At 60.2% G+C, this 16,291-nt stretch carries 11 protein-coding genes; 3 read left to right on the top strand and 8 right to left on the bottom strand.

Annotation, left to right across the window (positions count from 1 at the left end; genetic code table 11):
- Window positions 1-17: 17 nt before the first annotated feature.
- Window positions 18-1,037 (bottom strand): sterol desaturase family protein, encoded by a 1,020-nt coding sequence (locus C2E19_RS17330; RefSeq protein WP_129394315.1) that lies wholly within the window; start codon window positions 1,035-1,037, stop codon window positions 18-20.
- Between the two features lie 415 nt (window positions 1,038-1,452).
- On the opposite strand from C2E19_RS17330, the gene C2E19_RS17335 reads away from it, so the two are divergent.
- A complete protein-coding gene (locus tag C2E19_RS17335) occupies window positions 1,453-3,663 on the top strand; it encodes an LTA synthase family protein (RefSeq protein WP_129394316.1) in 2,211 nt (736 codons plus the stop codon).
- Window positions 3,664-3,780: 117 nt separating this feature from the next.
- Here C2E19_RS17335 and C2E19_RS17340 read toward each other — a convergent pair whose 3' ends face one another.
- The gene (locus C2E19_RS17340) at window positions 3,781-5,814 is read right to left on the bottom strand and encodes a TonB-dependent receptor (RefSeq protein ID WP_129394317.1); all 2,034 of its coding nucleotides are present in this window, start codon (window positions 5,812-5,814) and stop codon (window positions 3,781-3,783) included.
- A 336-nt stretch (window positions 5,815-6,150) separates the two neighbouring features.
- Between C2E19_RS17340 and katG the strand changes: the two genes are divergently transcribed.
- Window positions 6,151-8,421: a catalase/peroxidase HPI gene (gene katG, locus C2E19_RS17345; protein WP_129394318.1), complete on the top strand. Its 2,271-nt coding sequence runs from the start codon at window positions 6,151-6,153 to the stop codon at window positions 8,419-8,421.
- 276 nt (window positions 8,422-8,697) lie between these two features.
- Here the strand turns inward: katG and pepN are convergent, their stop codons facing one another.
- From pepN to C2E19_RS17375, 6 genes are read right to left on the bottom strand one after another with little or no spacing between them, the layout of a single operon-like run.
- Complete coding sequence (gene pepN, locus C2E19_RS17350) at window positions 8,698-11,355, bottom strand: aminopeptidase N (protein ID WP_129394319.1); 2,658 nt, start codon at window positions 11,353-11,355, stop codon at window positions 8,698-8,700.
- 10 nt (window positions 11,356-11,365) lie between these two features.
- Window positions 11,366-12,196, bottom strand: a complete 831-nt coding sequence (locus C2E19_RS17355) for a DUF2797 domain-containing protein (protein ID WP_129394320.1) — start codon at window positions 12,194-12,196, stop codon at window positions 11,366-11,368.
- Window positions 12,193-12,453 (bottom strand): YeaC family protein, encoded by a 261-nt coding sequence (locus C2E19_RS17360; RefSeq protein WP_007919229.1) that lies wholly within the window; start codon window positions 12,451-12,453, stop codon window positions 12,193-12,195. The genes C2E19_RS17355 and C2E19_RS17360 overlap by 4 nt, the downstream gene beginning before the upstream one ends.
- Before the next feature lie 34 nt (window positions 12,454-12,487).
- Window positions 12,488-13,357, bottom strand: coding sequence for a rhomboid family intramembrane serine protease (locus tag C2E19_RS17365; protein ID WP_129394321.1), 870 nt, complete (start codon window positions 13,355-13,357; stop codon window positions 12,488-12,490).
- Window positions 13,354-14,325 carry a metallophosphoesterase gene (locus C2E19_RS17370; RefSeq protein ID WP_129394322.1) on the bottom strand — a complete coding sequence of 324 codons (972 nt, stop codon included), beginning with the start codon at window positions 14,323-14,325 and terminating at the stop codon, window positions 13,354-13,356. Before C2E19_RS17370 ends, C2E19_RS17365 begins: the two co-directional genes overlap by 4 nt.
- The gene (locus C2E19_RS17375) at window positions 14,325-15,215 is read right to left on the bottom strand and encodes an NAD(+) kinase (RefSeq protein WP_003224174.1); all 891 of its coding nucleotides are present in this window, start codon (window positions 15,213-15,215) and stop codon (window positions 14,325-14,327) included. The genes C2E19_RS17370 and C2E19_RS17375 overlap by 1 nt, the downstream gene beginning before the upstream one ends.
- A gap of 115 nt (window positions 15,216-15,330) precedes the next feature.
- Between C2E19_RS17375 and C2E19_RS17380 the strand changes: the two genes are divergently transcribed.
- Window positions 15,331-16,281 carry a DUF1853 family protein gene (locus C2E19_RS17380; RefSeq protein WP_129394323.1) on the top strand — a complete coding sequence of 317 codons (951 nt, stop codon included), beginning with the start codon at window positions 15,331-15,333 and terminating at the stop codon, window positions 16,279-16,281.
- Window positions 16,282-16,291: the final 10 nt, after the last annotated feature.

Consider the following 16,291-nt stretch of genomic DNA (forward strand, 5'->3'; position numbering starts at 1 on the left):
ACTTACATTAAATACCTTTATTGCATATCGATAGCACGCGGCTGCTTGGCGGGCAGAAAGCGTCGGGCGGTATCTACAAAGGGCATGACGATCAGGCTGTACAGCGTCAGGTAGCGATCGCGATCCGCCTCACCGGTGCCGAAGCGCAATGGCTCCGGCGTTGAGGTGGTGACGTATAACGTGCCAAACATCCAGTCCCACACCGACAGATTGGTGGCGAAGTTCCTGTTGCGGTGGCGCGCGGCGTCACTGTGATGGATCTGGTGCTGCGCCGGGCTATTCAGTACGTGTTCGATCGCCGGGCCGAACGACAGCCAGACATGGCTGTGGCGCAGGTTCGACGCGAGGCTATTGAGGATCAGCACCAGCCAGGTCACGCCGAACAAGGTGTAGCGGCTGATTTCGCCACCACAGTAGTACCAGACCGCTCCGGCAAACGCAGCGATGCCGACGGTCATCACCAACCGCTCGACCAGGGTTTCGACAATATGAATCCGGCTCGCCGTGGCGGGCACCAGCACCGGCGCCGAATGATGCACCTTGTGAAACTCCCACAGGTAGCGCGAATGAAAGGCGCGATGAATCCAGTAATGCAGGAAGTCCTTGAGCAGAAATACGCCGACGCCGTAGAACAGTGCGATGAAGGGGTGATTCGGCACTTGTTCGCGCGCGCCCCACAGATGGCTGAAAAACTGCTGATAGTCGCCGGAACGCAGGATCCACGGATCGACCAGCGCGACGATCGGCAGCACCCAGATGACTTTGAGAATGGCCTTGATGAAGTAATAGCGATAATCCAGCCATGCCGAGCGATGCCCGAACACGCGGTTGCCGCCGATGAATTGCCAGAACGACGGCGCTGCCGTGAGGTGCCGGGATTTACGATAGCGAAACAGCACGTAGGCGACGCTGTAGGAGGCGACGATAAACCCCACGCCGAGGCGCCCATTCAGATCGAACAGACCGACAAACTGCCCGCTGACCGGGGCGATGATCCACCGATCAAGGTGAACATAGAGTTGTTCGAGAACATCCACGAAGGCTGATCTCCATCAGAGGTCGGCCATTGTAAATCGCAGCGTTTCGCAAATGCAGCTTTAACAGATCAAAGGCCCGTTCAACACCAATCCCCTGTAGGCGCTGACGAGTGCAACGAGGCTGCGATCTTTTGATCGTGTTTTTTAAAAAATCAGGATCAAAAGATCGCAGCGTGCCGCAGCTCCTACACGGATCCGGTGCCGGCTAAACAGCCTGAAACAATAAATCCGCCGTCGGCAATATCGCTGATTACCCGCCGACGCGAGGGCTGGCCGGGGTTACAGGTATTTCATCGGTATCGGAAGCCGCTGCGTCGGCGCATCAGTTGAGCGTTTAAAAGAGCGATCAGACAGCCCACCCTTGGTATCATCGCGCACACTTTTATGACGTTTTAATGGCTGGAAGGTCTTTTTTGTGAACGCTCTTTTTAACCGGTTACGGCAGCCCTCTGCCCGCCTCTTTTCGCTGATCTTTCTCACGCTGATCGTGCCGCTGTGCCTGCGCGCGGCGCTGGGCTGGTCGACCCCGTTGGGTTATCTGTCGGATCTGGCCATCGGCAGCCTGCTGGTCGTGCTGTTGCATCGCCGGGCGTGGTGGCTGGCGCTGCCGCTGCTGCTGTTCTGCGGCCTGCTGGCAGTGGCGACTGCCGAACTGGTCAGCGCCGTCGGCCGCTTGCCGACACCTTCGGACATTCATTACCTGATCGACCCGCAATTCGTCGAAAACTCCACCGGCGGTGGCCTCGCGCATCCGGCGTTGGCCATCACCCTGCTGCTGGCGCTGCTGTTCTGGCTGCTGACGCAATTCACTGCACGTGGTACATCGCGCCCAGCCCTGCCCCGCGTGGTCTGGAGCGCGCCGCTGGTGCTGTTCGCCGCACATTGGGCAGTGCAGAACCTGTGGCCGAGCGAGGCTGATCCATGGCGTGCCTACAACCTGCCGCATCAACTGATGGCCAGCGAGGTCGCGGACCTGCAGATCCGCGCCGAGGAATGGCTGGATGGCGATGTCGAAGAACCCGCGCCGGCCATGGCCGGGCTGACTGACGTCGATCTCAACGGGCAAAAACTGCTGGCCGCGCCGGGTCAGGCGCGCAACGTCTTGATCATCGCCCTGGAAGGCATTCCCGGTGCCTACATCCGCGCCAACCGCGAAGCCATCGGCAGCCATTATCAGGAAGACCTGATGCCCAACCTCAGCCGCTGGGCCGAGCGCGGCATGAACACTCCGGATTACGTGCTGCACACGCACCAGACCATTCGCGGTCTGTACGCGATGCTCTGCGGCGATTACGACAAGCTCAATAACGGCACGCCCAAGGGCGTGGAGATGCTGACCCTTAACGAACGCAATCAGGCTTGTCTGCCGGCGCAACTGCGCGAACACGGCTTCAGCACGCACTACCTGCAAGGTGCCGGCCTGCGCTTCATGGCCAAAGACAAGATCATGCCGCACATTGGTTTCGATGCGACCCATGGCCTGGAATGGTTCACCAACAGCAACTATCTGGAATTCCCCTGGGGCAAGGATGACAAGGCGTTTTTTGAGGGTGCGCTGGATTATGTCGGCCAACTGAAAAAGCAAAAACAACCGTGGATGCTGACGTTGTTGACCGTCGGCACTCACCAGCCCTACTCCGCACCGGAAGACTATCTGCAGCGCTATGAAACGCCCAAGCAAGCCGCCGTCGGTTATCTCGACGATGCGCTGGAGCAGTTCCTCAGCGGGCTGGAACGCCAAGGCGTGTTGAAAGACACGCTGGTGGTGATCACTTCGGATGAATCCCACGGCATCGACGGCGTGCGACTGGCCTCGTCGTGGGGGTTCAATCTGACGCTGGCGCCGGAGCACGAACAGCTGCCACGGCTGAACAAAGGCGTGTATGGCCACGTCGATCTGAGCACCTCGATCCTCGATTATTTCGACCTGCCGGTGCCCTCCGCGCTGAGCGGTCGTTCGTTATTCCGCGATTACGATACCGGGCGCGAGATCATGTCGTTCACCAACGGCAAACTGCGCTACCACAATGGCCAGGGAATCTTTTCCGAATGCGACATGCCGCGCCGCTGTCGTTATTACCAAAGCGCCGGCTTCATCGCCGAAAACGCCACGTACAAAGGCACCTACAGCGGTCACCCCGCCCGGCAGATCGCCGCCCGCGCCAACGCGCTGGACCTGTCGTTGCTGCGCACACCGCTCAATCATCGCTATCAGTTCGGCAGCACCAACGTCATCCCGCTGCAAGCGCAGATCAAGGATGACTGGGCCGACAACCTGATCGGCGCGCAGTATCTGGAAATGCCCAAGGGCTCGCACACCCGCGTGCGCCTGACCGTGCGTTCGGTTGATCCGCAGCAGGCGGCGTACATTCAACTCAAGGCCAAGGAGTTTGAACAGGACGTGCAGATCGGTCTGCCAGCAGAAATGGTGGCAACTGCCGACCAGCCGCTGCAAATGAATTTCAGCTTCGACAACCCGCAAGAGCGCAAAGCGTTTTCCTTTCATTTGCTGGGTTATGGCTTGGGCGCCGTCGAGGTCACGGACTTCAGCGTGATCACTGAACTGCCGGGGCAAGAGGACATGCTCGACGACGTGCCGGACGACGACACCGCGCAATCCACTTGATCACCCATCTGATCATCCACCTGTAGGAGCTGCCGCAGGCTGCGATCTTTTGATGTTGTTTTTAGAAAGACAAGATCAACAGATCGCAGCCTGCGGTAGCTCCTACAGGGATGGGGGTCAGAACGTTGTGCGCAACCCGACCTGAATGCTGCGTCCTTCTGCCGGCGCAATGTCGCGCAGGATCGAACTGGCGTAACGCACGGTTTGATTGGTCAGGTTCTCGGCATTGACGAAGGCCAGCCATTTGCTCTGGCCGACGTCGAAGTGATAACCGAGATTGGCACCCAGCGTGGTGTAGCCATCGGTGCTGCTTTCATTGGCCGGCACGCGATGTTGTGCACTGGCGTGCTCGACATCGATCCGCGCCTGCCATTTGTCCAGTTCCCACAACAACCCGCTGTTCAAGCGCAACGGCGCGATGCGTGGCAAGTCTTCGCCGGTGTCGAGGTTCTTGGCACGGGTGTAGTCGCCGGACAGCTCCAGGGCAAACTTGCCGTAGGCATTTTCGCCAAGCGTCCAGCGATCCTGCGCTTCGATACCGCTGAAGCGTGCACGTACGCCGGAGTAGGTGTATTCAGGGATGCCGTTGGCGTCCACCTCACCTTCGTCATTCAGCGTGCGGCCGGTGCCGAGCAAGCCGATGTAATTGGAGAAATGGCTGTAGAACACGCCGAAGCTGCCCTTGTGCGTGCCGTTGTCGAATCGCAGCGCGAGGTCGCTGGACACGGCTTTTTCTTTCGACAGTCCGGCATCACCGACCTCATAGGTGCCGGTCGCGACGTGGGCACCGTTGGCGTACAGCTCGTAGAAGGTTGGTGCGCGTTCGGTGTAGCCCAGCGTCGCGGCCACCGACCAGATCGGCGTCAGCGTGTACACCGCACCGGAGGAAAGACTGCCGGCGGTGAAACTGCTGGAGCGCTCAGCGTTGGCAAACCGTTCGTTGCCTTTGGCGTCGGGATCGACCGTGGTGTGTTCCAGACGTCCGCCGAGGGTGAACAGCAATCGATCGGTGGCTCGCAGCTCTTCAAGAATGAACAGTGCACCAGCGTCGGTATCGGTCTGCGGCACAAACGCTTCCTCGCCGAGTGCCGAGAATTCATTGCGGCTGACCTGCGCGCCGATCACTCCATTGAACGGCCCCAACGGCTGGTGCCGCGCCTCGATTCGCGCCTCGTAGCCCTTGTTCTTGAACGTCGTCCCGACCTCGCCGCCTTCGATTTCGCGGTGCTGGTAATCGGTGTAACCGGCATCCAGCTTGATCGAACTGAACGGCCCGTCGAGATTGCGCATCTCGGACGCGAAAGCGTAATGCTCCTGTTGCATGCGAATACGCACATCGTCTTCGGCCGGCGAGCCGTAATTCGAATCGTAATTGCTGTAGGACAGCCCGGCATAACCATCATCCCAGGTGTAGGAGCCACCCACCGCACCGCCGTCCTGACGCCCATCGCTGTTGGCCAGGCGATGTTTTTTCGAATCACCGTCGTCTGCACGTTCGCGAGCGGTTTTCGCATATCCGGGGATCTTCAGATCATTGAATTCGCGGGCGCTGGCGTCCAGGTGCAAAGCGAATTCGCCGTTGCCCGCCTCAAGTTTGCCTGCGCTGCTGCGCGTGGTGTCGGCACCGCCATAACGCAATTCGCCGGCACCGTGGATACCGTCGATGGCCTCGGTCGGAATGCGATTGTCGAAGGTGTTGATCACCCCGCCGATGGCGCTGCCGCCATACAGCAAGGCTGCCGGGCCGCGCACGATTTCAATGCGCTCGACGTTGACCGGGTCGAGTGGCACGGCGTGATCGTAAGACAGCGATGAGGCGTCCAGTGCGCCGACACCGTTACGCAGAATACGAATGCGGTCACCGTCCTGCCCTCGAATGATCGGCCGGCTCGCGCCCGGGCCGAAATACGATGACGACACGCCGGGTTGCTTGTTCAGGGTTTCGCCGAGGCTGCCCTTTTGTTGAAACGTCAGGTCGTCGCCGCCCAGCACGGTTGAGGGCGAGGCGAGTGTCTGGCTGCCAAGCGGATTGCCGGTGATGACCTGGGGTTGCAGTTCGAGGGTGTCGGCGGCGAACACCGGCGCGGCAAAAAGCAGCGCGGCGGCCAACGGATTCAGGCGTCGTTGCAGGGGGTGGGAACGGGCAGGCATTGCAGAACTTCCATGAGCTGAAAAGTGACGATCGCTGCCAGCGCTTGTAGAAAACGCCGGCAGAAACAAAATGAAACCGATTTAATGTTATACAATAACATTTCTTTCTACCATCCCGTTTCTTGTTTCATTCATCACAACAGCTGCTCAAGGACACGGCTTTCGGGCTGGCATCGGGTCTGCGGCGAGGCCCGCACCGCACGGTGAAAGCGCTAAAAGACTTTACCTATCGGCGCCCAATAGTCGGCCTATTAGCTGCATCTCCAAGTCGGGTCTAGCCTTACTAGTCCGAAGTCGGCACGAGCCGGCCGTAGCAGACCTGATAAGGACCCGAACATGGCAAACGAATCGAAATGCTCGTTCAACCACGCCGCCGGTGGTGGTACGACGAACCGTGACTGGTGGCCGAATCAACTCAACCTGAAAATCCTCAGCCAGCATTCGCCCAAGTCCGATCCGCTCGGCAAGGATTTCGACTACGCCAAAGCCTTCAAAAGCCTCGATTTTCAAGCGCTGAAACAAGACCTCACGGCGTTGATGACCGACTCTCAGGACTGGTGGCCAGCAGACTTCGGCCACTACGGCCCCCTCTTCATCCGCATGGCCTGGCACAGCGCCGGCACCTATCGAACCGCGGACGGCCGCGGTGGCGCCGGCTCCGGCCAGCAACGGTTTGCTCCGCTAAACAGCTGGCCGGACAACGTCAGCCTCGACAAGGCCCGCCGCCTGCTGTGGCCGATCAAACAGAAATACGGTCGCAATATTTCCTGGGCCGACCTGATTGTCCTCACCGGCAACGTCGCGCTGGAATCGATGGGCTTCAAGACTTTCGGTTTCTCTGGCGGACGGCCGGATGTGTGGGAGCCGGACGAAGATGTCTATTGGGGTTCGGAACACGAATGGCTGGGCGGTGACAGCCGCTACGGCAAAGACAAGTCCGCCATGCAGGAACCCGGTGACGGCACGCTGGTAGCGGAGCCAGATCTGCACGGCAAGGAAGAAAGCCGTACCGATCAGGGCGAACGCAATCTGGAGAATCCGCTGGCTGCGGTGCAGATGGGCCTGATTTATGTCAACCCGGAAGGCCCTGAGGGTAATCCGGATCCCGTGGCCTCGGCGCTGGATATCCGCGAAACCTTCGGCCGCATGGCCATGAACGATGAAGAAACCGTGGCCCTGATCGCAGGCGGCCACGCCTTCGGTAAAACCCACGGCGCCGGCCCCGCCGACAACGTCGGACCTGAGCCGGAAGCTGCCGGACTTGAAGAACAGGGTCTGGGCTGGCGCAACGCCTTTGGTACCGGCAAGGGTGGCGACACCATCACCAGCGGCCTCGAAGTGACCTGGACCACAACGCCCACCCGCTGGAGCAACAACTACCTGGAAAACCTCTTCGGTTTCGAGTGGGAGCTGAGCAAAAGCCCGGCCGGCGCGCATCAGTGGATACCGAAAAATGGCGGCGGTGCCGGCACCGTCCCCCACGCCCACGACCCGAGCAAGAAACTTTCGCCAACCATGCTGACCTCTGACCTGGCGCTGCGTTTCGATCCGGCGTACGAGCAGATTTCGCGGCGCTTCCTGGCCAACCCGGATCAACTGGCCGATGCCTTTGCCCGCGCCTGGTACAAACTCATTCACCGTGACATGGGCCCGTTGTCGCGCTACCTCGGCCCGGAACTGCCCAATGAAGAACTGCTTTGGCAAGACCCGATTCCCCAGGTCACGCATGCACTGATCGACAACAACGACGCTGCAGCACTGAAAAGCAAAATCCTCGCCTCTGGATTGTCGGTAGCGCAATTGGTCTCGACCGCGTGGGCGGCGGTTTCAACGTTCCGTGGTTCGGACAAACGCGGTGGCGCCAACGGTGGTCGTCTGCGCCTGGAGCCACAGCGTTCCTGGCAAGCCAATCAGCCGGAACAATTGGCCAAGGTCCTGCAAACGCTCGAGGGGATTCAGAACGAGTTCAATGGTGGCGCCGCCGGCAAGCAAGTCTCGTTGGCGGATCTGATCGTGCTGGCAGGTAATGCGGGGGTCGAACAGGCGGCGAAAAACGCTGGCCATTCCGTCTCAGTACCGTTCACACCGGGCCGTACCGATGCCACCCAAGCGCAAACCGATGTTGAGTCGTTCGGCTTCCTCGAACCGATTGCCGATGGCTTCCGCAACTACAGCAAAGGCAAATACACCGTTTCGGCCGAAGCACTGCTGATCGACAAGGCGCAACTACTGACGCTCACCGCGCCGCAAATGACTGTGCTGCTGGGTGGCCTGCGGGTGTTGAACACCAACGTCAGGCAAACCCGGCATGGTGTGTTCACTGCGCAAACTGAAGCGCTGAGCAATGACTTCTTCACCAACCTGCTGGACATGGGCGTGGAGTGGAAGCCGACTTCAAGGGATGCGGATGAGTTCGAAGGACGCGACCGTAAAACCGGCAGCGTGAAGTGGACGGCGACGCGGGTTGATCTGGTGTTTGGTTCCAATGCGCAATTGCGCGCATTGGCCGAGGTGTATGCCAGCTCGGATGCCAAGGAGCAGTTCGTCAAAGACTTCGTCGCAGCCTGGACGAAAGTCACCAACCTCGACCGTTTTGACCTGAAGTAACTTTTAGTCAATAAAAAACGCCGCATTGATTAATGCGGCGTTTTTTATGTATATGGCTTGGGCTTAGTAGTGAGGTTTACATCTTACCCCAGCCCTCTCCCCCAGGGGGGCGAGGGGGAAAGGGAGCCGATCTTCGTGCTGTTCAAAACCTGAGTTCGACTCCGGACTTTCAGGTCGGTGTAACTCGAACATGCACCCCGGTCAGTCCCCTCTCCCACTGGGAGAGGGTTAGGGTGAGGGCCGGTCCACAGCTGGAACACCGACTTCAACACATAATCAAGCCAGGCTCTTGCTCACCACCTCAAACACGTCACTCGACAACTGCCCCGACGCCCGAATCCGCTCCAGCTCAGCCTTCATCAACGCCTGACGGGCGCTGTCGTATTTGCGCCAGCGGGTCAGTGGCGCCAGTTGGCGCGAGGCGATCTGCGGGTTGAAGCCGTTCAGCTCGATTACCAGATCCGCGAGGAAGCGATAGCCGGAGCCATCTGCCGCGTGGAAGTTGATCAGGTTCTGCCCGGCAAACGCGCCGACCAGCGCACGCACCTTGTTCGGGTTCTTGATGTTGAACGCCGGGTGCTGCATCAACGCTTTCACGCGTTCCAGACCACCCGGCAAGGTGCTGCCAGCCTGCACACTGAACCACTGATCCATGACCAGCGGGTTGTCCTTGAAGTGTTCGGCGAAACTCGCCAGCGCCGCCGCCTTCTGCTCTTCGAACGGCGAGTTGACCAACACCGCCAGCGCAGTCAGGCGCTCGGTCATGTTGTCGGCCGCTTCGAATTGCTCCAGCGCCGCGGCCAGCACTTCCGGCTTGCCGCTGAGCATCAGGTACGACAGCGCAATGTTCTGCAGCGCGCGACGGGCGAAATGCTCGGCTTCGGCGACGTACGGGGTTTTCTTCGACAGGTCACGGTTGACCTGATAACGCAGCCACAGCGCCTCGAACAAGCCTTCGGCCAATTGCTTGCGGGCGAACTCACGAGCGATATGGATCGCATCGACGTCAGCCACTTCGCTGATTTCGGTGAGGTACGCCTCACCTGGCAGCGAAAGCATTTCCGCGACCATCGCCTGATCCAGCGATTCGTCCGACAGCACCGTGCGCAGCGCCGACACCAGACGCGGGTCAAGCTTCAGACTCTCGCCCTTCTGCTGCTGGCCGATCAGTTCTTGCAGGACTTGTACCGACAGTTGCTGCCCGGCATCCCAGCGGTTGAAACCGTCGCTGTCGTGCTGCATCAGGAACATCAACTGATCGCGGTTGTACGGGAAGCTCAGTTTCACCGGTGCCGAGAAGCCGCGCAGCAGCGATGGCAGCGGCTGTTCAGCGACGTCGACGAAAGTGAAGGTCTGCTCGGCTTCGGTCACCGAAATCACGCGGGTGGTGCCCTGCGCTGATGCTTCGCCAGCCAGACGCAGGGCAATTTCGTTGCCTTTGCTGTCGAGCAGGCCGAGCTCGACCGGGATCACGAACGGCAGTTTTTCAACTTTGTCCGGGGTTTCCGGGCAGCTCTGGCGGAAGGTCAGGCTGTAGGTTTTTGCCGCTGCATCATAAGACTCGCTCACCGCCAGACGCGGTGTACCGGCCTGACTGTACCAGCGCTTGAACTGGGTCAGGTCGACGCCGTTGGCATCTTCCATGGCCTTGATGAAGTCATCGCACGTCACTGCCTGACCATCGTGGCGTTCGAAGTACAGATCGCTGCCCTTACGAAAGCCTTCGGCGCCGAGCAAGGTGTGGATCATGCCGACCACTTCCGAGCCCTTTTCGTACACGGTCAGGGTGTAGAAGTTGGAGATCTCGATGAAGCTGTCCGGGCGCACGGCGTGGGCCATCGGGCCGGCATCTTCGGCGAACTGGTGGGTACGCAGATAAGCCACGTCCTGAATGCGCTTGACCGTGGCCGAGTTCATGTCGGCGGAGAAGCCGGAATCACGGAACACCGTGAAGCCTTCCTTCAGCGACAACTGGAACCAGTCGCGGCAGGTCACGCGGTTGCCCGACCAATTGTGGAAATATTCGTGGGCGACGATCGCCTCGACGCGCTGGTGTGCAGCATCGGTAGCGGTTTCGGCGCGAGCGAGCACGGCGCTGGAGTTGAAGATGTTGAGGCCCTTGTTCTCCATCGCACCCATGTTGAAGTCATTCACGGCGACGATCATGAAGATGTCCAGATCGTACTCGCGACCGTAGACCTCTTCGTCCCAGCGCATCGACTTCTTCAGGCTGGTCATCGCGTGCTGGCACTTGTCGATGTTTTCCGGCTCGACGTAAATGCGCAGCGCGACGTTGCGCTCAGTCATGGTGGTGAAGGTGTCTTCAACGCACCACAAATCACCGGCCACCAGTGCAAACAGGTACGCCGGTTTCATGAACGGATCTTCCCACGTCGCCCAGTGCCGGCCGTCTTCGCCCGGGCCCGAGGCAATCGGGTTGCCGTTGGAGAGCAGCACCGGATAGCTGTGCTGTTCGGCGACCACGGTGGTGGTGAACTTGCTCATCACGTCCGGGCGGTCGAGGTAATAGGTGATCTTGCGGAAACCTTCGGCCTCGCACTGGGTGCAGAACATCGTGCCGGACTTGTACAGGCCTTCCAGTGCGGTGTTGGTTTCCGGGTGGATCTTGACGCTGGTGTCGACCGTGAAGGTTTCGCTGGTCGGTTGCAGGGTCAGGTGGTTCTCGGACAATTGATAATCAGCGGCATCAAGCTCTTTATCGGCCAGGGTCACCGAGAGCAATTCCAGCTGCTGGCCATCAAGTACCAGCGGCGGCAGGCCCGGGCCACGCGCCGGGTTGCGGCGCATCACCAACTGCGCGTGCACCAGGCTGTGATCCTCGAACAACTCGAAGGTCAGGTGTGTTTCGTCGATCAGGTACTCGGGCGCCTGATAGTCCTTCAGGTAAATCATCTTCGGTTGTTCGGTGCGCATGCTGAAGTCCTTATTGATGCACGGCGAGCTGGTAAGCCGTGTATTTACGAATGTTGATCACGCCGGTGTCGAAGATCAGGTACTGGCCCTTGATCCCCAGCAGCGTGCCTTCGGCAATCGGGTTCTTGTCCAGGTTGAAGCTGACAATCTTGGCCGGGTATTGCTCGACTGGATAGCGGATCTCCAGCGGTTCTACATCGGTAATTTTCTGAATTGCCTGTAGGCCGAATCGCTCCTGCAAACCGAGCAAACCTTCGGCGCAGCTGTCGAACAACTGCTCGCGCACCTGCGCCAGATCCACCGCCACGGCATCGCCCTTGAGCAATGCGCGCCAGTTGGTCTTGTCCGCCACCTGGCTGCGGAACAGGTCTTCGACGAAACCCGACTGCTGCCGCGTGGCCACGCGCACGATCGGCAACGCCTGACTGGCGCCCTGATCGAGCCAACGCGTCGGCAATTGCGTAGCACGGGTGATGCCAACCTTGATCCCCGACGAATTGGCCAGGTAAACCACGTGGTCGGTCATGCAGAACTGCTCGCCCCACACCGGATCGCGGCAGGTGCCGGCATCAAAGTGGCAGCGCTCCGGGCTCATGATGCACAGGTCGCACTGCGCCAGTTTGGTCATGCACGGGTAGCAATAACCCTGACTGAAACTGGTTTTGGTCTTGCGCCCGCAATGGGTGCAGTGGATCGCCCCGAGGTATTCCAGACGCACCGTGGTGCCGATCAATGGATTGACCGGCACCTCGACGTCATCCAGACGAAACGCGTATTGCACGTTCGGCCCGTCCAGGCGCGCCGACATTTTGCTGATTGCACCACGGCCAATCTCGATCAATGGATGGCATCCGACTTGAACAGGATGTTCGGCACTTCGATCGACTTCGATGCACATTCCTGCGGGCCCATGTAACCGGTGCGCTGGTCTTCAGGCAGGTTCTGGATTTCCCAGGCGATCATCGCCTGCAGCGACAGCTCGCGCTGCTCGGCGGTGAGTTTGCCACCGTCGGACCACTTGCCGATTTCGACAGCCAGTTTCAGGCTCTCGTAGATGTCCGGGGTAATGTTGTTGATCATGTCGTTAAAAGAGGACATCAAGGTCTCCGTGCTCTTTATCTACAGTAAAATTTCAGGCCGCCAGTTTACGGCGGTTATACAAACCGCCCAACAAACCGGTGAAGCATCCGATGAGTAACCCGCCGACGTGGGCGGCGTTGGCGATTTCGCCGAAACCGATCATCGAGATCAGCCCGGACATGCACACCAGCAACCACACCAGCATCATCACCAGCACGCCGCGCGGCAGACGATAGGCCGGGTTCGGCGCCAGCAGCTGGAAGATCCAGCAATGCCCGAGCAAACCGTACAGCACGCCGGACAGACCGCCGAACAAGGTCGCGCCGCTCCAGGCAAACTGCGCGTAGTTCGACACCAGGCTGAACAACAGCGTCAAGCCGATCAGGTTGATACTGCCCTGACGCGACTCGATGCGCCGCCCCAGCTCCCAGTACCACATGCCGTTCATGGCCAGATGCAGGATGCCGAAGTGAATCAGCATCGGTGTGACCAGACGCCACCACTGCCCCGCCGCCAGGCTGTCGGCCAATGGCGTGAAATGGATGTACTCGCCGACCACCTGGAAATCGAGGAAGGTCAGCCAGCGCAAGGTTTGCAGGTTTTCACCGAGGTAAGTCAGGCCGCCAACGATCAGGCACAGCAGCAAAATGAACCCGGTGGCCTTGGCGTGTTTCAGCTGTTCGGCGAAGCTCGGGCGCTTGAAGGTTGGTGCGACGGGAATGTCCATTTGCTGGTCGGGATCGCCCGCCGGGAAGCGTTCGTACAGTGAACGCACGTCCTCGCTGATCTCCGCCGGCGCCCACAACACCTGTTCGCCGGCCTCTTCGCTGACCCGATGCGGGACCTGCATGCGTTGCAGCAGTTTGACGAAACCGCTCAAGTCCACCGCCAATGGCAGACGCAATACCACTACCGCACTCATTGCAGCACCTCCGGCCGCTCGACATCGACCCAGACAAATTTATGCGGATCCAGACGTGTTTCCTGATCCAGACGATAGGCGACGAGTTTGCCGTAGAGCACCGCGCTGTAATCCAGGCACGCGAGGTTCGGGCGGATCGGCGCCGGTTTGCCGCTGCGCCAGTAGTGGCCGACGAACAACAAGGGTTCATCGACGCCGTAGCGCAGCAGATTGTTTTTCTCGCTGGAGGTCAGCGGCTTCTGCGCCACCGGTTCCGGCAGTGCGTCAGGCTGGAAGACGATATCGCCGTAGGTTTTCGGGTCGTCTTCCCAGAACTTGGTACGGAAGAACGAGCGCACCAGGCCATCGCCGCTGGTCATGGTCAAACCATCGGGCAGGCGCATGTCGGTGCCGCGCAACAAGCGGTCGAACACGGTGCAGGCAAAACTGCCGGGCACGGCGGACGCCTGAAGAAAATGTTCGTCAATGCAGCCATTCGCAAATTGCGCGCGCAACGGCTCAATCAGACCGGCATCCCAACAGGCATGCACGACACGGAAGCGTCCGGCATCGACAAACAGCGGCAGCTCATAGAACCAGCGCTGGAAATCGTGCCAGTCGCCAGGATGGTCTTCGAACTGGGTCAGGGTTTCATGCAGCAGGCGCGCATGACGCGGCGTGTGTTCACGGACGAACTGCTTGCCGCTGCCCGGTAGTGCTGGCGTGCTCCAGCCGAGGGCGTTGAATTCGTGGTTGCCCATGATGCACAAGGCCTGACCGGCCTCGACCATGTCGTGGACGATGTGCAGCGCCTCGCGGATGCGCGGGCCACGGTCGATGATGTCGCCGACGAACACGGCCATGCGCGATGGATGCCGCCAGACCCCGCCCTGCTTGTGATAACCGAGTCGGTCAAGCAAGTGTTCGAGGGTCAGGGCGCATCCGTGCACGTCACCAATCAGGTCATAACTGCGCGCGGGATCGAGCATCAGTCGCCTCCACCGCCCAGCTTGCTGCCCCAACCGAGCTTGGTGCGGCAGACTTCGTAGTAATTGTGGTCGAGCGGGTGAATCAGCCGCAGCTTCTGCGCTTTCTTGCTGACGGTGATGGTGTCGCCCGGCGCGCAGGTGAAGTGGTTCTGCCCATCGCAGGAGACTTGCGGGTAAATCTGCATGTTTTTCGACACGACGATTTTCAGCTCACTGTTGCCATCGACCACAATTGGCCTGCTCGACAACATATGGGGGTACATCGGCACGATCACAATGGCATCGAGCTTGGGATGCATGATCGGCCCGCCGGCAGACAGCGCGTACGCGGTGGAGCCGGTCGGGGTCGCGACGATCAGGCCGTCGGCCTTCTGGCTGCAGACGAACTGGCCGTCGATGTACAGCTCGAACTCGATCATTCGTGTCGATTTGCCAGGGTGCAGGACCACGTCGTTGAGCGCATCGCCCTGGCCGATGGCCTCAGCGTGGCGGCGAACTTCGGCTTGCAGCAGGAAGCGGTTTTCCACCAGATAGTGGCCGTCGAGCACCTTGGCGACTTCGACTTCCAGCTCGTCCGGGCGAATGTCTGTCAGAAAACCGAGGCTGCCACGGTTGATGCCCAGCACCGGAATATTGTGTTTGGCCAGCGCCCGCGCGGCGCCGAGCAGGCTGCCATCACCGCCGACGACGATGACCATGTCACAGACTTCACCGAGCATCTTGCGCGACGAGGTTTGCAGGCCGTGGCCCGGCAGGACTTCAGCGATGGTGTCTTCGAGGATCACATGCAGGTGACGATCGAGCAGAAACCGTTTCAGTCGGCGGACGGTATCCAGCACCTGGGAACTGCCCAGGCGACCGATGATGCCGATATTACGAAATTGCTCCATGGGACCTCTGCGGACAATCGAAAACGCGAAAAGGACGATTATGGGCGAAAGCGCCGGTTAGACAAAATCCTTTCAGCCTCAAGGGTGTGCTCGTGTTTACAGCTATGCTCGCAAGATGATCCTATTTCCTGACTTGCTGCAGTTGCCCCACCAGTTGCGCCATCCGGAAGTGCGGGATCTGGCGTGGGTGATCCTCGCCCCGCCGATGCTCGCCACCACGCCGTGGCCGCAGCGCCATCCGCTGGCCGGCAGCGATTGGGTGGCTGACCCTCAACGTCTGGAACACTGGCTGCGTCAACTCGATCGTGACAGTTATGGCTTGCTGCACTGGCTGTCGCAGGCCCGCACGCGGCGTCTGGGTCTGTATTACGAGCGGCTGTGGCAGTTCGCCGTACAGCATGCGCCGGGCATTGAACTGCTTGCGGCCAATCTGCCGATCCGTCGCGAGGGCCACACCCTTGGCGAGCTGGACATGCTCCTGCGTGATCGCGATGGCGTGCATCACCTGGAGCTGGCGATCAAACTTTATCTCGGCCCGCAGGATGGCGATGGTCGTGATTCGGCGCAGTGGTTGGGGCCGGGTTGTCATGATCGACTGGACCGTAAACTGGCGCATCTGGCCGAGCATCAATTGCCGATATCGGCGCGCCCGGAAAGCCGCGAGGTATTGGCGGCGCTGGATATCGAGGTGTTCAGCGCACAACTGTGGCTGGGCGGTTATCTGCTGTATCCATGGCCCGGCCAGGCGCAATCGCCGGGCGGCGCGCACCCGCAGCATTTGCGCGGTAGCTGGTTGCATCAGAAGGACTGGCCAGCGTTCGTCGCGCAACGTCCGGCCGGGCGCTGGCAACCGCTGCCCCGCCATGCCTGGCTGGCGCCGGCGCATTATCCGGCGGATCAGACCTGGACTTCAGAGCATCTGCGGATGTGGCTGGAGGATTTGGAACCGCTGGCCCCGGCACAGCTGATGGTGCGCCTGACCGAGAATGCGCGGGGAGAATGGGAAGAGGCCGAGCGGTTGTTTCTGGTCTCGGATCTTTGGCCGAATGTCCCGGGCCAGCCCTGAGAATTTCAGT

It is taken from the genome of Pseudomonas sp. DTU12.3 (assembly GCF_004124275.1).
In the GTDB taxonomy this organism is placed as follows: domain Bacteria; phylum Pseudomonadota; class Gammaproteobacteria; order Pseudomonadales; family Pseudomonadaceae; genus Aquipseudomonas; species Aquipseudomonas helmanticensis.